We start from the raw sequence: 16,470 nt of genomic DNA on the forward strand, positions 1-16,470 counted from the left end.
CCGCAATTGGGTTCAAAGAACCCATTCTGCGATTGCGGATGGGTGGGCAGCCCCGGCCCAGTGAAGATCGGGCCAGTGACGCATGCATGGTCATGGTGCAAGGACGGCGATACGCCGCCCGGATTGCAAGGTCCTGACCGGCCTGCGCTCTTCCGAAGCCAGTGATACGCGAATTGTCGTTGCCGGTTCAAGCCGGGTGTGTCGATGGCGGCCGTCATGTCGGTCATGCGATGGCCTGTCCGCGGTCTTGTGCGTGAGCCTGTGCATCTTGGGCCACGCCCTCGACCTGCGCATGGACGATGCGGCGCAAGGCCAGCATGTGCTCGCACGGACCGCGCGCCATCTTGTTGTGGATGTAGAAGTGGCAGCTGCAGCGCGACTCGACGAGACGGTCGTCGCCGTCGATCACCAAGCTGACCTGCTCGGTGCGGGCGTTGTCGAGCACGCTGCCGGTGACCGCGCGAGCGCCCTGGTTGCGGTCGATGCTGCTGATCGTGACGAGGTTCGCCGCGATCAGGCGGTCGGCCTTTTCCTCCTGCGGGCTGGCAAAGCGGAGCTGGTCCGGCGACAGCGGCTCGCGCGTCAGCTCGCGCAGGCGGTAGAGCGATTTGTCGAGATCGAACATCACGCGTCCGGCCTGGGTGTAGGCGGTGAGCGCGGCATGCACGAGCGGCTCGCCGGTGCCGGTCTGCCGCGACAGCTCGGCGGCGGTCGCCGCATGCGCGCTGCTGAGCGCCGTAAAGATCCGCTGCGCCGTGTCATCATCGACCTTGTGGCGCGGCGCGAGCAGGTCGAACTGTCCGGCCGAGGACCAGTCGTTCGCTGTCCAGCCGGACAGGCCAAGCGTGAAGCGCAGGCCGCCGAAATCGACGACGAAGAACGAGGGCAGGCCGCTGCCGGTCAGGTGCACGCGCACCGACCGCGCCAGTGCCAGTGTGCGCCCGAGGATCGCGAGCCGGCGCCGGCCCCAGATGCGGATCTCGGCGGCGCTCGGGCCGCGATAGATCGAGCGGCGGAAGCGGAGCCGTTCGTTCCATGGCTCGATCACCACCTCCACCGGCGCATCCGGCGTCAGCACGAAGCGCAGCGAGCGCGGGCCGGCCTTCTCCTTCTTCTGCGCGAGCCGGGTGAGGATGTTGGCCATGTCGACGGGATGCAGGTCGAACACATGCGCCGGCAGGGTCATGGCGCTCGACACCTGCAGGAAGCCGCGCACCCAGCTGTCCGGCAGGTCGATCTTCTCCTCGCGAAAATCGGCGTCGCCGCCGGTCTGCACCTCGAAGCCGGAAGGGTCGATCGTCAGCGTCGTGTCGCGATAGGAGCGGATCTTTTGGAATTCGTCGTAGAGCGCGTGGCTGTAGTCGATGTTGGTGGTACCGAACGCCATCTCGCCGAGGCTTTCGAACACGTCGTGATCGCACGACAGCCGGCCGTAGCTGGATTCGTCGAGGCTGAAGCACTCGAAGAAGATCTCGTCCGGATGCACCGTGATGACCGGATCGAGCACGATCCAGGCATCGCGATCCCGTTTGTAGAGGTAGTCGAAATAGGCCCGCTGCGCCTTCCAGTAGGGCTGCATGAGGACATTGCGCTGCTGGTCCAATCCGCGAATGCGGGCCTGCAGCTCCGCGATGCGCGGCTTCAGCGCTTCGGACTGCGCGGTCGCCTCGGCGAGGAAGGTGGCCTCGTTCTGCTTCAGCCATTCGAAATAGGCGGTGCGATCGCGCGGCTTGAAGCGCAGGTCGGAGACGACGACGTGATGCAGCGCCGATATCGCCTCGCGGAAGGCGATGTGGCGCGCGACCTTGCCGGTGAAGAAGGTCGGCTGGCGCAGCGTGTCCGGCGCAAAAGCAAAGGACGACGCGGCGGCATCGGATGAGGCGCTGGTGCTGCCGAGAAAGCGATAGGCGAAATTCATGCGGCGCTTCCGCTGAGATGCGAGCCGCCCTCGGGGCTGCGCCCGGCGCGGGCCACGGTGACGGGCAGGGTCAGATCCGGCCAGGCGCGGGCGATGTCGCGCAGGATCTGCAGCGCGGGCGCCTTGTCGCGAAGCGTGACGCTCAGGGTGAAGTCGTGCAGCAACTGCGCGATCTCGGCGGCGCGCTCGCGGTGCGCCAGCGCCTCGTGGCGCAGCGCCGTGAAGATCCGGTCCTTGGCGACGCGGCCGCGGTTGATCTGCATCAGGATGATGCGCGCCTGGGTCATGAACTTGGCGAACACGGCAGGATCCGACAGCGCCGCGCCGGTGAGCAGCTCGGTCACGAAAAGATGGAAGCGGCCCGAGGGATGCTCGAGCAGGCGGCCCAGCACGTCGGCGATGTCGCCGTCGGACAGGCTGCGCCGCAGCAGCACGCGGGCGCTGTCCTGCACCGCTGCTACGGTGGAATCCGCCATCACCGCCAGCGCCGAAGCCGGCAGCGCCTCGCTCGGCCAGGCCGTCAGCCGGCTCACTGCGGCGGCTCGGACATCCTCCCACTCGCTTTCGACCAGCAGCACGGTGTTCTCTGGATCGGCGCGGAAGCGGGCCTCGTCGGCGGCGAAGGCCCGCAGCACGAAGCGGCGCACGGCGACCAGCGCATGGTTGCCGAGGCGGGCGAGCTGGCGGACCGAGAACTGCGCGGGATCGCGGCTTCCGAGCATCTTCGCGCCGAGCATGCGGGCGCCGGCCGCGCGGGCCTGCAGCAGGCGCCACAGCGTGCCGTCGTCGACGTCGGCCGCCGCCGGCGGCAAGGCCGTGGTGAAGAGCGCGATCATGTCGACCGCGTGGCCTTCCACCGGCTCGGAACGAAACAGGATGGCCATCAGCAGGTCGCGCACGCGGATGGCGAACGCCGCATCGGCGGCCGTGAGGCGCGCGAGCAGGGGCCGCGCCGCCGCGCGCAGGCCGGCATGAGTGCCGGTGGCCGCGAGCACGATGCCGTCGCGATGCTCCGCAAGCGCAGCGTCGTCGAGCCGGCCCAGCAGGCTCATCGCGGCGACGCGGATCTCGGGCGCGTCGGCCAGCAGGATCGCCTGCAGGAAGGCCGGGGGCAGGTCGGCGGGCTTCGTCGGCGTGACGGCAATGAGCTGGACGCTGGCCGCCTGGACCTCGGCGCTGCCATGGCCGGTGAGGCCTTCGATCACCTCCGGCTGCAGCGGGCAGTCGCGATCGGGCCAGAGCTGCGGCAGCAGCGCGACGGCGGCCGACAGGCCGGCACGCTGGAGGTCGTCGAGCTCGGCCGGCAGTTGCGCGAGCCAGGCCGCAAACGCCTCCGTCGCCAGCGCGCGCTGCTCGCGCGACGGCGCACGGTCGCGCAGCCAGGCACGGGCCCGGCTTTGCACATGCTCGTAGGGGCTCGTCAGCGTGGCCAGCGCAAGGCCTGTGTGGCCCCAAGGCCAGTCGGCGCGATCGTCGATGGCGCGGATGGCGAGGTCGCGCATCTCCTGTGCGCCCGTCGCGAGCAGCGCCGCGATCAGGACCGCATCGGCCTTTCCGGCGTCGATCAGACGCCGCGCGATCCCCGCTGCGAGCGTGGTGACCTCTGGATAGGGCGAGGCCAGCAGGCCGCCGATGGCGGCGATGTCCATCGCTTCCGGCCGTGGCGCACCCTGCTGCAATGCCAGCGCGGCAAAGCGTGCGGCATCGTGGTTGCGCGCCAGCGCCGCGATACGGAGCAGGGACTGCGGCTGGGCATCCCACAGCGCCGGGAAGGCCTCCTGGCGCCGGCCGGCGATGCGCGCACCGACATGACGATGCGTCAGCGCCTTGTCGTTGAAGCGGCTGGTCTCGGCCGCGCCATACAGCAGATGGCTGGCGCTCCAGACCCGGCTCAGCGCCTCGGTGGCGTGCGGAACGGACTGATAGCGGCCGTCGACGGCGACGTAGCCGGTCCATTCCACCGGCTTGCTGCCGTCGGCGTCGGTGAAGGCGAGGAGGAGCTCGCTCGCCATCGCCGTGAAGGCGTCCTGGCTGAGCTCGGCGCGCTTGCGCAGCATGCGCCAGGCGCGCCGCTTGAAGTAGAACAGGGTCTGGTCGGACAGCGCGAGGCGCGGCACGGCGCTAGCTTGCTCCTCGCTGAGCTTCAGCGGCTGGCGCAAGCCGGGCAGCCACACCTGATCGCGATAGACATGGCCGCGGCGATACATCGGCGTCGCCAGCTCGAACTGCCGCGCGGTCGCGGCGAACAGCGGGCCGTCGTCGGTGAGATCGGCATATTTGAACAGCCGCCGCAGCACCTGCACGTAAGGAGGACGGGGCGTCATCGCGCGCACGGCGGACAGCAGCGTGCGGCGCGCGGCGGCGTCGGCCAGCGCGTGATGGGCGAGGGCGATCAGGTACTGATTGCCGAAGGTCGGCTGCGAGGCGCTCGCCGTCGCCAGCGTCTGCAGCAGCGCCGCGCCATTGCAGCCTGCAAGCGCCGCCTCGATGTCGCCATTGGCCGCCGCATCGCTGGTGCGCGGCAGCGACGGGCGCGGCGGCGAGCGCTGGGCGCCCATCAGCTCGCTCGCCAGCGCATAGGCCGCGTAGTCGCGTGTCACGGGACTGACATTGGTCTCCGCGCAGTTGCGCAGCAGGTCGGCGGCGCTTCCGCCGCCGCAGCGCGCCAGCGCATAGACCAGGCTGTAGCTCGCATTCGCCGCGCCGGCCTTCTGCGCGAAGGCGGCGAGTTGCGGATAGGCGGCGGCCAGCCGGATCACGCCGAGCCGCCAGAACAGCCGGTCGCGCTCCGCGTCGCTCCAGCCGCCGCGGATACAGAGCGCGAGCTGTTTCAGCAACGCCGTATCGCGGCCGTCATTGGTGGTTCCGGCGTTGAGCTCCATCAACGGCGGCGCGTCGCCATCGACGCGGCGATAGCCGCCATTGATCTTGGACACCACGACGCTGTCGAACAGCTTGTCGGCGTTGGCGCGGGTGACCGGCGACGTCGTCTTGGTGCCGTCGCGCAGCGAGCCGCCGCGACGGCCATAGCGGAAATTGACCAGATAGCGCGCGTCGCCGTCGCCGCGTTCGAGGTCGACGAGATCGACTTCGTAGACCTTGTCGGACTTGCCCTCCTTCATCCAGAGGCGCACCGAGCGAATGACTTGCATGGACTGCCCCTGGGAGGTTCGGGCGGCCTACATGGCAAGCCGGGCACGCCGCGTCAACGGGCGGGTGCGCCGATGCCACACGAGGGCAATGTGGCATGGCGGTGGCAACGGCATCGCGCCATTGGCGCGTTGAAAGCCGGAGACCGCGCTGTGTCGCCGCAGCCGCCATCGTATCGGCGTCGCCTGATACGGGGGCAATCGGTGCTCTGAGCAAGAGGTTGACGGCGCAGACAATGTTTCGCCCTTTCAGAGCAGCCGGAATCGCTGAACGAAATTCGACTCCGTTTGTGGCTTTTTCTGGCGTGGTTTCATCTGGCGTGACTTCGCAGCCCCGCGGCGCGTTGGCGTCCGGGTGATGCTGGTCATTCGCCCTCGAATCAGGAGAGGGCGCAGGGAATGCCGGGCGCTGGCCGCACCCATGGCCCGCCTGCAGAAAAAAAAGCAGGCGGCAGTCACCACAGGTTCAGCCGAGACATCCCGGCATTCCCCGCGCGATGGTTGGGCGGCTTATACGTCCTCTCCCCGGGGACCGGGCGTTTTTGCCCCCGTCACGGACGGATCATCATCACCATCCGCTTGACCTCAGCATCGGGAGGCCAGGACCCTACGATTTCGCCGGCGCATCGGGCTCGTTCGTCCGCATGGCCCAAGACCATGCTGCGAGCCGACACACCCACCGCATCCCACCCCACGCGTCGTGACGATCGCGATGCGCCCCTCTCGGCGAGGCGGGACAGGGGCATCCAAGCAGATTTTCGTATAAAGCGAAATCGATTTATTTTTTGTGAGACGACTGGACACAGGTCATCTGACTGAGACGACGGAAGAAATCAGTTTTCCGGCGCACGGCTTTGGCTTGCCCGGCGGGTACAGCTGAGAGTCTGCGCGAGGCATGAGTCGCCCGTCGGGCTCGTGTGCAGGCCCGACTGCCGCCGCCCGCGGCTATTTTCCGTAGGCTCCCTGATAGCGGCCCGCGCGGATGCTCGCCAGGATCTCGGCCTCGCGCTGCTCCTGCGCGCGCGTCATCTCCAACAGCAGCGCAGCGCGTTCCGGTGCAAAGGCAACGACGCCGTCGGCATCGCCCACCACGACGTCACCGGGTGCCACCACCATGCCGCCGACCGAGACCGGCTCGTTGATGGTGCCCGGCCCGTTCTTGTAGGGGCCGCGATGGTTGGCGGCGCGCGCGAACACCGGAAACGGCGACGCCATCAGCACGGCGGAATCGCGGATGGCGCCGTCGAGCACGATTCCGGCCGCGCCGCGTTGCTCGGCGATCGCGGCGATGATCTCGCCGACGAGGGCGCGCGTCTCGTCGCCGCCGCCATTGATCACGAGCACATCGCCGGGCTTGATCACATCGAGCGCGCGATGGACGAACAGATTGTCGCCCGGCGCGGTGTCGACCGTGAGCGCGATCCCGGCCATGGGCGTTCCCTTGTAGAACGGCTTGAGGCCGATCGCGCCCGGCAAACGCTCGAGATTGTCGCTGATCACGGCCGTCGGGATCTGCCTGAAGGCGGCAATCAGGCCGGGATCGACTGTCGCAACCGGCGGCCGTTCGGTGTCACTCATTGTCGCTCTCCTCGATGCGCGCCGTCGGATGGCTGCATGGGCACCGGTGTAGGACTCGCGCCAAATTCAGAAAACAGATAAATGACGATGTCATATCATCGCTTTTGAGAATGTCTCATGATCACGCTGAAGCAGCTCGAGGCGCTGCATTGGATCGCGGAGCTCGGCACGTTCGAGCGCGCCGCGGCGAAGCTCAACACGACGCAGTCGGCGATCTCCAAGCGCGTCCAGGAGCTCGAAGCGTCCGCGCGCGTACCGCTGTTCGACCGCCGCCAGCGCGGTGCGCGGCTGACCGAGCGGGGCGAGGAGATCCTCGCTCTGGGCCGTCAGATGCTGACGCTGCAGGAGCAGATCCTGGCGCTGAGGGACGGACGGCAGTCCCCAGCCCGCCGGCTGCGCCTCGGCGCCACGGAACTGTCGGCGCTGACCTGGTTGCCGCGCCTCGTCTCGGCGATTCGGGAGCAGCATCCCGCCGTGGTGATCGAGCCCGAGGTGGAGACCACCCGCACGCTCTACGATCGCCTGATGGACGGCAGCATCGACCTGATCGTGGTTCCCGAGGTGTTTTCCGACCCGGATGTGACCTCGGTCAGGCTCGCGGAGGTGCAGAACGTCTGGACCGCGCGCCCTGGTCTGGTTCGGTCGCGGCGGTCGCTCGGCTTCGAGGAACTCGGGGAATACACTCTCCTGATGCAGGGCCGCCGCTCCGGGCAGGGGCTCTACATCAATCGGTGGCTGACGGCGAACGGCGTCGCCTTCAAGCGGGCGATTACGGTCGACAATCTCACCGCTCTCGTCGGTCTCGCCGTGGCCGGCCTCGGCATCAGCTACCTTCCGCAACGTTGCTTCCGGCCGCTTTTTGCCGAGGGAAAATTGTCCGTCGTGCCGGTCAAGCCGGCGCTTCCCGCCGTGCCGTATTCGGCGATGTATCGCAACGACAGGCCGTCGGCGCTCACGGCCGTCGTGGCCGAACTGGCGCGCAGGACCTGCGACTTCAGCCGGCAGCTCCAGGGCTAGAACTCCGAGATAGACATCACTTTTTGGAATGGACGCGGAAGCGTTTTTATCCCTTTTCATCGCAGTCGGCCGAAGCGAGGCTGCGGCCCGCTGCACCATGCAGGGAATGACGACGAGGAGAGGCTTCGATGCGCCGATGGGGATGCGTACTGGCACTGGTTCTGGCGGCACATGCGGCTAGCGCCGAGGAGTTGACCGGCACGCTGCAGAAGATCAAGGAAACCGGCAAGATCGCGGTCGCCTTCCAGGAAGCGGCGGTGCCCTTCAGCTATCTCGACGGCAACCAGAAGCCGGTGGGCTACGCGCTCGACATCTGTGCGCGGATCGCCGACGCCGTGAAGCGGGAGCTCGGGCTGCCCAACCTCGTGGTCGAGACCGTTCCGGTCACCTCGTCCACCCGCATTCCGCTGATGACCAACGGCACCATTGACCTTCTGTGCGCCTCCACCACCAACAACGCGGAGCGCCAGAAGCTCGTCACCTTCACCAACACGCATTTTCTCAGCGCAACGCGCTTCGCCGCCAAGACATCGAGCGGGCTGCGGCGGATCGACGATTTGAAGGGCAAAACGGCCGTGGCGATCGCCGGGTCGACCAACATCGCGCAATTGAACAAGGTCAATGTCGAGCGCAAGCTCGGGATCACCATCGTTCCGGCCAAGGACCAGGCCGAGGCGTTCCTGATGCTCGAGACCGACCGGGCCCAGGCCTATGTGCTCGACGACGTCCAGCTCGCGGTTGCGATCGCGCGCTCCAAGGAGCCGGCCGCCTATGTCATCAGCGAGGAGGCCTTCTCCAAGGCCGAGCCGTTCGGCATCATGCTGCGCAAGGATGATGCGCCGTTCAAGGCCATCGCCGACGGCGTCACGGCCGAGCTGTATCAGAGCCCGGAGATCGAAAAGCTCTACAAGACCTGGTTCGAATCGCCGGTGCCGCCGACCGGGACCAATTTCAACTATCCGATGCCGGCTGCATTGCGGGCTGCGTTCAAGAAGCCCAGCAGCAGCCCCGATCCGGATGCCTATGCAGCCGAATGAGGCCACGGATTGCGTCGGCTGATCCGAACTGATGCGGCCGATCTACCCGCGGCTCGCCGTCAGCTGCTGCCGGTAGCGCTCGGCGTCCCAGTTGAGCAGCATCTGCTCATGCCGTGACGAGAGATAGCTGATCTCGGCCGACAGCGGCAGGCGGCTGGTCACCAGCGCGAGGCAGCTCAGCATGGCCTCTGCGCCGGGACTGGCATCGTTGCGGATGATGGCGCCGAGACCCGGCGCCAAGGCCGCGACGGGCGCGGGGAGGCCGGCTGCCTCCGCGCGCGCGAGCATCGTGGCGAGACCGTCGGCGCCTTCGATCGTCGGCAGGCCCGGGCCGAGAAACACCACATGGTCCGGATACAGCGAGCCGCCGGTCGCAACCGCGCGGCTGAACGGGTCGGTGGCGATGCCGTGACAACTCGCATCCGCCGGCAGTCGATATGCGGTGCCGGCGCAGAGCCGGCGCAAGGCGGTGTCATCCGCCGCAGGCGTCGCGCGCACCGGCAAGGCCAGCCGCGTCTCGATGTCACGCACCAGCGTCTCGGCGTCCTCGCCAGTGTCGGCCCCGACGACGAGGCCGTGATTGCCGAGGATGAGCACGTCGACGCACGCGCTTGCCACGATCGCGCCCACCGCGCGCGCCAGCGGCAGCCCCGGGTGGACATAGTCGACGTGACGCCAGGCGAGCCCGTCGAGCCGCGCGGCAAATTCATCGCGCGCATCGCGACGCGCCGCCCAGGCGATGGTGTTGACGGCATGCACGTGCAGCACGACCCGGTGCGGCATCAGCGCATGCAGCGAGGTCTCGATCGACGCGCGCAGGGCACCGGGGGCGGCCAGCGGGATGCGTTCGTCGTCGCGGGCGAGCGCCTCGCGCGCCGCCGTCAGCAGGACCGGCACGAAGATCTCCTTGTCATTGGCGTCGGACAGCCACGTGCCGGAGGCCTTGACCCAGAGGACGTCGCCGTCCTTGATTGAGGAATTGCCGCCCGCGCCCTGCACCAGCAGCATGTTGCAGCCGACGCGCGCCGACATCCGGCGCAACGCATCAAGCTCGGCGGGTTCGCGCATGGCTCGTCTCCTTCACCAGCTCAATTGCTGCATCGTCCAGTTCGGCATGCGGCTCGTGGACGCCGCGAGCTTGCGCGTGGCCGCCGCCAGATCAGGCGCACCCGCCAACGCCGTGCGATGCACGCCATCGGCCAGCAGCAGGGTCTGCAACCCCATCGCGCGGGCGCCGGCGACATCGTGGTCGAGCGAGTCGCCGATCATCAGGACGCGGCGCGGATCGGGACGACCGAGCTGCTCCAGCGCGGCCTCGAAGATCGGCGCGTGCGGCTTGCCGACGAAGCTCACCGCGCCGCCGAGCCATTCATAGGCGCGCGCCAGCGTGCCGGGGGCGGGGACGAGGCCGCTCGCGCCGAACATCATCAGGTCGGGATTGGCGCAGATCATCGGCACGCGCCGCGCTGCCGCCCGTGTGAAATGATCGCGCCAGAGATCCGGCTCGGCGACATCGTCGTCGAGTCCGCCGAGCAGAATGAAATCGGCCTCGCGCATGTCGTCGACGGTCACGATGTCCAGGTCTTCGATCAGCGAGCGGTCGCCGCCGCGGCTGATCAGGAAGCAGGTGTCCCCGCAATCGGTGAAGGGCGCGCGCGTCCGGTCGCGCAATCCGGCCCATGTGACTTCGCCCGAGGTCAGAATGCCGTCATAGGCCGCGCTGTTGACACCGAGCCGCGCCAGCCGCTCGGCATTGGAGCGCGCCCGTTTGCCGGAGTTGGACAGCACCAGAATCGGCTTGCGCGCCCGCTTCAGCCTGGCGAGGCACTCCAGCGCCGCGGGAAACACCATGCGGCCGTCATGCAAGGTGCCCCATTGGTCGAGCAGAACATGATCGAACCGGTCGGCGATCGCCGAGAGGCCGCTGATCTCACACGCCGCGGCGGTCATCGCGGTGGTCCCTGCAAGGCGAGCAAGGCGGTGCCGTAGCTGGCTTCCGTCTGCGCCGCGACGCTCACGGGCACGCCGATGATGCGCTCGCGTATCCGCGTCCAGGCGTGGTTCCTGGCGCCGCCGCCGATGCTGATGACCCGCCGCAGAGTCGGCGCCCCCAGCGCCTGCAGGCGCCGATAGGCCAGCGCCTCGACGCCGGCGATGCCCTCGAGCAGCGCCTGGAAGAAGCGATGATCTTCCGCCGGTCGTGGCGTGATCCGCGGCGCCAGCGCGGGATCGGCGATCGGGAAACGCTCGCCGGGCTTCGGCAGCGGATAATAGTCGAGCCCGGTGGGCTCGTCGGGGCGCAGCAGCGGTGTCATGCGGTCCATGTCGTCGGCGGAGAAATGCGCGAGCAGCGCAGCGCCGCCGGAGTTCGACGCGCCGCCGGCGAGCCATTTGTCGCCGAGCCGGTGCGAGTAGATGCCCTGATCGGCGGCGAAGATCGGCTGTGTCGCGATCAGCTTGACCACGAGCGTGGTGCCGAGCGAGGTGACGGCGTCGCCCGGCGCGTCGGCGCCGGTGGCGATGAAGGCGGCCACGCCATCGGTGGTGCCGGCGACGATGCGCGCGGAGGACGCGATGCCGAGCACGCGCGCGATCGCGGGATCGATCTCGGCGAACGGCGTGCCGGGCACCAGGATGGTCGGCAGCACCGCGCGCGGCAAGCCGAGATGATCGAACCAATCGGGAAAGCAACGCTGCACCGGATCATAGCCGAGTTTGAGCGCGTTGTTCTCGTCGCTGACGCCATGGCGGCCGGCGAGCCGGCCCGCAATCCAGTCGGCCTGATGCGCGACGCGGACAGCGCCGCCGGTCGACGCCAGCAGATGCATCAACTTCGCGAGCGGACTGCTGGTGCCGTGCGCACCGCTTTCCGGCGGTGCGACCTCGGCGATCCGCCTGGCCTCGTCGACGGCGCGTGCATCGTTGTACATCAGCCCGAGGGAGCGGGGACGTCCGTCGCCGTCGATCAGCAGCAGCGTGCCCGACGTGCCGTCGACCGCGATGCGCGCGACGGCGCGCAGATCGACGGCTTCGCCGAGCTTGCCGAGCGCCGCCGTGGTCGCCCGCCACCACAGCTCGGGATCCTGGTCGATGGCTGCGCCATCCTGACGCGGCGGCGCCAGCGGCACGGAAGCTGCGCCCTGGATCGCGCCACTGGCATCGATCGCGCAGGCGCGCACGCCGCTCGTTCCGACATCGATGCCGACAAACAACTCCCTCATGCGACCTCTTCTCGTTGTGACCAGGCGAGCATGCCTGCCCGCGCGATCCCGCCAGTCCCTGACGCGCTGCAGCACGTTTGGGGGATTGACGGCCGGATCGGTGTCTGCAATTTTTTGCAAGACGTGAAGAAATTTGCAAGCAGGCAATCGCGCGTGACGACAGCTTCCGACAGGGCGCCCATGGTGGACGGCGAGGCCTCGCTGGCGACGCGCGCGGCGTGGCTGTATTTCGCGGCCGGGCTGACACAGTCGGAGGTCGCCGACCGGCTGAACATCCAGAGCACCAAGGCGCATCGGCTGATCGCGCGCGCCAGCCGCGAGGGCATGATCCGCGTCTTCGTCGAGGGGCCCGTCGCGGAATGCGTCGCGCTGGAGAACGCGCTGGCCGACCGCTACGGCCTCGACTTCTGCCGCGTGGCGCCGGATCTCGGCGAGGGCGATCTGCCACTGAAGGCGCTGGCGCTGGAGGGCGCGAGCTTCCTGCGCCAGGTGCTGGAACGCGGCGACGACAAGATCATCGGCGTCGGCCACGGCCGCACGCTCGCGGCCGTGGTGGCGCAACTGCCGCAGACGCCGGCCCGCGACGTGCAGTTCGTCTCGCTGCTCGGCGGCCTCACGCGCAAGTTCGCCGCCAATCCGTTCGACGTCATCCACCGTCTCGCCGAGCGCACCGGCGCCGAAGCCTATCTGCTGCCGGTGCCGGTGTTCGCCAATTCCGTGGCCGACCGCCGCGTGCTGATGCAGCAGTTCGGCATATCAGACGTGTTCGCGCTGGCGCAGCAGGCCTCGCTGCTGTTCGTCGGCATCGGCCAGATCCACGCCGACGGGTTCCTGGTGTCGAGCGGCATGATCAAGCCGGACGAGGTCGTCGAGCTGAAGCGCGCCGGCGCCTGCGCCGATCTGCTCGGGCATTTCTTCAACGCCGACGGCGAGTTGCTCGATCTCGATCTCTCCGCGCGCGCGACCTCGATGGCGGCGAGCGAGCTGAAGAAACATCGTATCGTCGCCATCGGCGGTGGCGAGGCGAAACTCACAGCGCTGCGGGCGGTGCTGCGCAGCGGCTTCCTGAACGGCCTCATCATCGACGAGGTCACGGCTCAGGCACTCACGACCGACAAGCCGGAGAAAACATCCGGTCACTCCAAGAAGAAAAGTCGGAAGGGCAGGTAACGCGAACAAGTCTCATCATAAAAAATAGGGAGGGTTGAATGTACGATCGTGAGAAGAATCTCTTTGCGTCCTATGCGGGCAAGCGCATCAGCCGGCGCGATCTGCTCGACGGCGCTGCCAAGCTCGGCATCGCCGGCGTGGCCGCCAATGCCGCCTTTGCCTCGGCGATGTCGAAGGCGATGGCCGCCGACTTCAACTGGAAGGCCCACAGCGGCAAGACCGTCAAGCTGCTGCTTAACAAACATCCTTACGTCGATGCGATGATCGGCGACATCGAGGCGTTCAAGAGCCTGACCGGCATGAACGTCACCTACGACATCTTTCCGGAGGACGTCTATTTCGACAAGGTCACGGCGGCGCTGTCGTCGAAGTCGGATCAGTACGATGCCTTCATGACCGGCGCCTACATGACCTGGACCTATGGTCCGGCCGGCTGGATCGAAGACCTCAACACCTACATCAAGGATCCGGCCAAGACCAATCCGGCGTTTGCCTGGGACGACGTGCTGCCGGGCCTGCGCTCCTCGACCGCCTGGGACGGTGTCGCCGGCTCCGAGCTCGGCTCCGGCAAGGCGAAACAGTGGTGCATTCCGTGGGGCTACGAGCTCAACAACATCACCTATAACCGTAACATCTTCAGCAAGGTCGGCGTCAAGCCGCCGACCAATCTCGACGAGATGCTGGAGGTCGCGGCCAAGATCACCAAGGATGCCGGCGGTCCCTATGGCGTCGGCGTGCGCGGCTCGCGCTCCTGGGCCACGATCCATCCGGGCTTCCTGTCGGCCTATGCGAATTTCGGCCAGAAGGACTTCGTGATGGAGGGCGGCAAGCTCAAGGCCGCGATGAACACCAAGGCCTCGAAGGACTTCCACGAGAAGTGGGTCAAGATGATCCAGGGCTCGGGTCCCAAGAACTGGTCGACGTATACCTGGTACCAGGTCGGCACCGATCTCGGCGCCGGCGCGTCGGGCATGATCTTCGACGCCGACATTCTCGGCTACTTCATGAACGGCGGCGAGAACAAGGAGCGCGGCAATCTCGGCTACGCGCCGTTCGCGGCCAACCCGGCCGCCAAGGCGCCGACGCCGAACGTGTGGATCTGGTCGCTCGCGATGTCGAGCTTCTCCAAGCAGAAGGATGCGGCCTGGACCTTCATGCAATGGGCGGCCTCGGTCGAGCACGACCTGTTCGGCGCCCGCAAGATGGACTTCGTCAATCCGGTCCGCACCTCCGTGTGGAAGGACAGCGAGTTCCGCGACCGCATTGCCAAATCCTATCCGGGCTATCTTGAGCAGCATGACCTCTCGGCGCCCGGAGCCAAGATCTACTTCACGGCGCAGCCGCTGTTCTTCGATCTCACGACCGAATGGGCGGCGTCGCTGCAGAAGATGGTGGCCAAGGAGATCACCGTCGACGAGGGCCTCGATAAGCTGGCCGACAGCATCAACCGTCAGTTGAAGCAGGCCGGCCTCGGCTGAGGCTGGACGCGCAGTCTCCATGACCGCCCGCCGGTCCGGCCGCTCCCCACAAGCGTCCGGACCGGCCCATCTCCCTGCGACGATTTGATCACGCCTGTCATGAGCATGGCCCAACTTGTCGAGACCGAAGCGGCGCCGCGCCGCACGAAACGCTGGCGCGGGCGGCTGCTGCCGTATCTCCTGAGCCTGCCGGCGCTGCTGGTGTGCATCGCCATTCTGGTGCCGTTCGTCACTGCCGCGGTGTATTCGCTGCAGCGCTACCGGCTGAATCTGCCTTATCTGCGCGGCTTCATCGGCGTCGACAATTACATCGACTTCCTGTCGGATCCCGCGTTCTGGAATACGCTGCGGATCTCCCTCGTCTACACCGCGGTGACTGTCATCGTCGAGCTGCTGCTCGGTCTCGGCATCGCGCTCTTGCTGCGGCGTCCCACGCGCTTCCACAACGCGGTCTCGATCATGCTGCTGCTGCCGCTGATGACGGCGCCGGCGATCGCCGCGCTGATGTGGAAGCTGATGACCAATCCGAGCTTCGGCATCCTGTCCTATCTGGTCGGGCTGCTCGGCGCCTACGACTTCAAATGGGCGTCCGATCCGTCGACCGCGCTGTTCACTGTCGTGCTGGTCGACGTCTGGGTCTACACGCCCTTCATCATGATTTTGCTGCTGGCAGGCCTGCGCTCGCTGCCGCGGCAGCCGTTCGAGGCGGCGGCGCTCGACGGCGTGCCGGCGAGCTTCGTGTTCTTCCGCATCACCCTGCCGATGCTCGCGCCCTACATCATCACGGCGTCGCTGTTCCGGCTGCTCGACTCGATCCAGCAATTCGACATCGTCTATGCGATGACCCAGGGCGGGCCAGGGGACCGGCTGATGGTGTTCCAGGTCCAGGCCTATCTCGAATTTTTCCAATACACCAATGTCGGACGCTCGGCGGCGCTGCTGATGATCCTGTGGCTGATCACCAACATCCTGTCGAACATCTTCATCAAGAATTGGCTGCGGCTGCGCGCACGCGCCCACGGCCACGCCTGAGGAGAGAGGCCATGGATCACTCCAGTCCGGCCGGACGCATCTTCCGCGGCATCGCGCTGGCGCTCGTGCTCGTGTTCTTCATGTTCCCGATCGTCTGGATCCTGCTGATGTCGTTCCAGACCAACGAGCAGATCCTGCGGATTCCGCCGCGGGTGTTGTTCGAGCCGACGCTCGCCAATTACGAGGCGCTGATCTCCGGCCAGCTCAAGACCGCCGCCGGCAATCTGCAGATCTCGTTCATGCGCAATCTGATGAACAGCTTCCTGCTGTCGAGTGCGTCCGTGATTCTGGCGCTGCTGCTCGGCGTGCCCGCGGCCTATGCCTTCGCGCGCTTCAAGTTCAAGCTCGGCGAGACCATCGCGTTCACGCTCTTGTCGTTCCGATTCGCACCGCCGCTCCTGGTGCTGCTGCCGCTGTCGCTCTACTACCAGCAGCTCGGCCTCAACGACACCTATTTCGGCATCGTCTGGGTCTATCAGCTGATCGCGCTGCCGCTGATCCTGTGGATCGTGCGCGGCTATTTCGAGGACATCAGCCCGGATATCGAACACGCCTATCGCCTGGCGGGACATTCCTGGCGCGAGGCGTTCACGCGCATCGCGGTCCCGTTGGCAGGGCCGGGCATCGCGGCGGCAGGTCTGCTGTCGTTCATCTTCTGCTGGAACAATTTCGTTTTCGCGCTGATCCTGGCCTCGGCCGACAAGCAGCCGGTGACGGTCGGCGCGCTGGCCTTCGTCACCGCGTCCGGCATCCAATACGGCCAGATCGCGGCGGCAATCGTGCTGTCGGTGACGCCGACCCTGCTGCTCGCGCTCTATGCGCAGCGCTATCTGGTCGAAGGTCTCTCGCTCGGTGCAGTGAAGGGTTGAG

13 protein-coding genes are annotated in these 16,470 nt (G+C 67.2%); 6 read left to right on the forward strand and 7 right to left on the reverse strand.

The features are described 5' to 3' along the window. The 4 genes from ACQR1L_RS30490 to ACQR1L_RS30505 form a co-directional block, all read right to left on the reverse strand. A partial coding sequence (locus ACQR1L_RS30490; protein ID WP_434861616.1) for a hypothetical protein occupies positions 1-227 on the reverse strand: 227 nt, incomplete at its 3' end. After that, positions 224-1,918 (reverse strand): SWIM zinc finger family protein, encoded by a 1,695-nt coding sequence (locus ACQR1L_RS30495; protein ID WP_434861617.1) that lies wholly within the window; start codon positions 1,916-1,918, stop codon positions 224-226. The genes ACQR1L_RS30495 and ACQR1L_RS30490, both read right to left, overlap by 4 nt. Beyond that, complete coding sequence (locus ACQR1L_RS30500) at positions 1,915-5,070, reverse strand: hypothetical protein (protein WP_434861618.1); 3,156 nt, start codon at positions 5,068-5,070, stop codon at positions 1,915-1,917. The genes ACQR1L_RS30495 and ACQR1L_RS30500 overlap by 4 nt, the downstream gene beginning before the upstream one ends. Before the next feature lie 942 nt (positions 5,071-6,012). Beyond that, complete coding sequence (locus ACQR1L_RS30505; protein WP_434861619.1) at positions 6,013-6,645, reverse strand: RraA family protein; 633 nt, start codon at positions 6,643-6,645, stop codon at positions 6,013-6,015. A 117-nt stretch (positions 6,646-6,762) separates the two neighbouring features. Here ACQR1L_RS30505 and ACQR1L_RS30510 point away from each other — a divergent pair, with 117 nt between their 5' ends. Together ACQR1L_RS30510 and ACQR1L_RS30515 are read left to right on the forward strand one after the other, a co-directional pair. Further along, a complete protein-coding gene (locus ACQR1L_RS30510) occupies positions 6,763-7,662 on the forward strand; it encodes a LysR family transcriptional regulator (RefSeq protein ID WP_434861620.1) in 900 nt (299 codons plus the stop codon). 128 nt (positions 7,663-7,790) lie between these two features. Then, the gene (locus tag ACQR1L_RS30515) at positions 7,791-8,699 is read left to right on the forward strand and encodes an amino acid ABC transporter substrate-binding protein (protein WP_434861621.1); all 909 of its coding nucleotides are present in this window, start codon (positions 7,791-7,793) and stop codon (positions 8,697-8,699) included. 42 nt (positions 8,700-8,741) lie between these two features. Here the strand turns inward: ACQR1L_RS30515 and ACQR1L_RS30520 are convergent, their stop codons facing one another. From ACQR1L_RS30520 to ACQR1L_RS30530, 3 genes are read right to left on the reverse strand one after another with little or no spacing between them, the layout of a single operon-like run. Next, positions 8,742-9,767 carry a class II aldolase/adducin family protein gene (locus ACQR1L_RS30520; RefSeq protein ID WP_434861622.1) on the reverse strand — a complete coding sequence of 342 codons (1,026 nt, stop codon included), beginning with the start codon at positions 9,765-9,767 and terminating at the stop codon, positions 8,742-8,744. Between the two features lie 12 nt (positions 9,768-9,779). Beyond that, positions 9,780-10,649 carry a TIGR01459 family HAD-type hydrolase gene (locus ACQR1L_RS30525; protein WP_434861623.1) on the reverse strand — a complete coding sequence of 290 codons (870 nt, stop codon included), beginning with the start codon at positions 10,647-10,649 and terminating at the stop codon, positions 9,780-9,782. Next, the gene (locus ACQR1L_RS30530) at positions 10,646-11,920 is read right to left on the reverse strand and encodes an FGGY-family carbohydrate kinase (protein WP_434861624.1); all 1,275 of its coding nucleotides are present in this window, start codon (positions 11,918-11,920) and stop codon (positions 10,646-10,648) included. Before ACQR1L_RS30530 ends, ACQR1L_RS30525 begins: the two co-directional genes overlap by 4 nt. 180 nt (positions 11,921-12,100) lie before the next feature. On the opposite strand from ACQR1L_RS30530, the gene ACQR1L_RS30535 reads away from it, so the two are divergent. The 4 genes from ACQR1L_RS30535 (at position 12,101) to ACQR1L_RS30550 (ending at position 16,469) form a co-directional block, all read left to right on the forward strand. Next, positions 12,101-13,090 carry a sugar-binding transcriptional regulator gene (locus ACQR1L_RS30535; protein WP_434861720.1) on the forward strand — a complete coding sequence of 330 codons (990 nt, stop codon included), beginning with the start codon at positions 12,101-12,103 and terminating at the stop codon, positions 13,088-13,090. A 38-nt stretch (positions 13,091-13,128) separates the two neighbouring features. Beyond that, positions 13,129-14,568: an extracellular solute-binding protein gene (locus ACQR1L_RS30540; protein ID WP_434861625.1), complete on the forward strand. Its 1,440-nt coding sequence runs from the start codon at positions 13,129-13,131 to the stop codon at positions 14,566-14,568. A gap of 105 nt (positions 14,569-14,673) precedes the next feature. Further along, positions 14,674-15,600: a carbohydrate ABC transporter permease gene (locus ACQR1L_RS30545; protein ID WP_434861721.1), complete on the forward strand. Its 927-nt coding sequence runs from the start codon at positions 14,674-14,676 to the stop codon at positions 15,598-15,600. 11 nt (positions 15,601-15,611) lie between these two features. After that, positions 15,612-16,469 carry a carbohydrate ABC transporter permease gene (locus tag ACQR1L_RS30550; protein WP_434861626.1) on the forward strand — a complete coding sequence of 286 codons (858 nt, stop codon included), beginning with the start codon at positions 15,612-15,614 and terminating at the stop codon, positions 16,467-16,469. The last annotated feature ends 1 nt before the right edge of the window (position 16,470 follow it).

Source organism: Bradyrhizobium sp. HKCCYLR20261 (genome assembly GCF_051168435.1).
Lineage (GTDB): Bacteria > Pseudomonadota > Alphaproteobacteria > Rhizobiales > Xanthobacteraceae > Bradyrhizobium.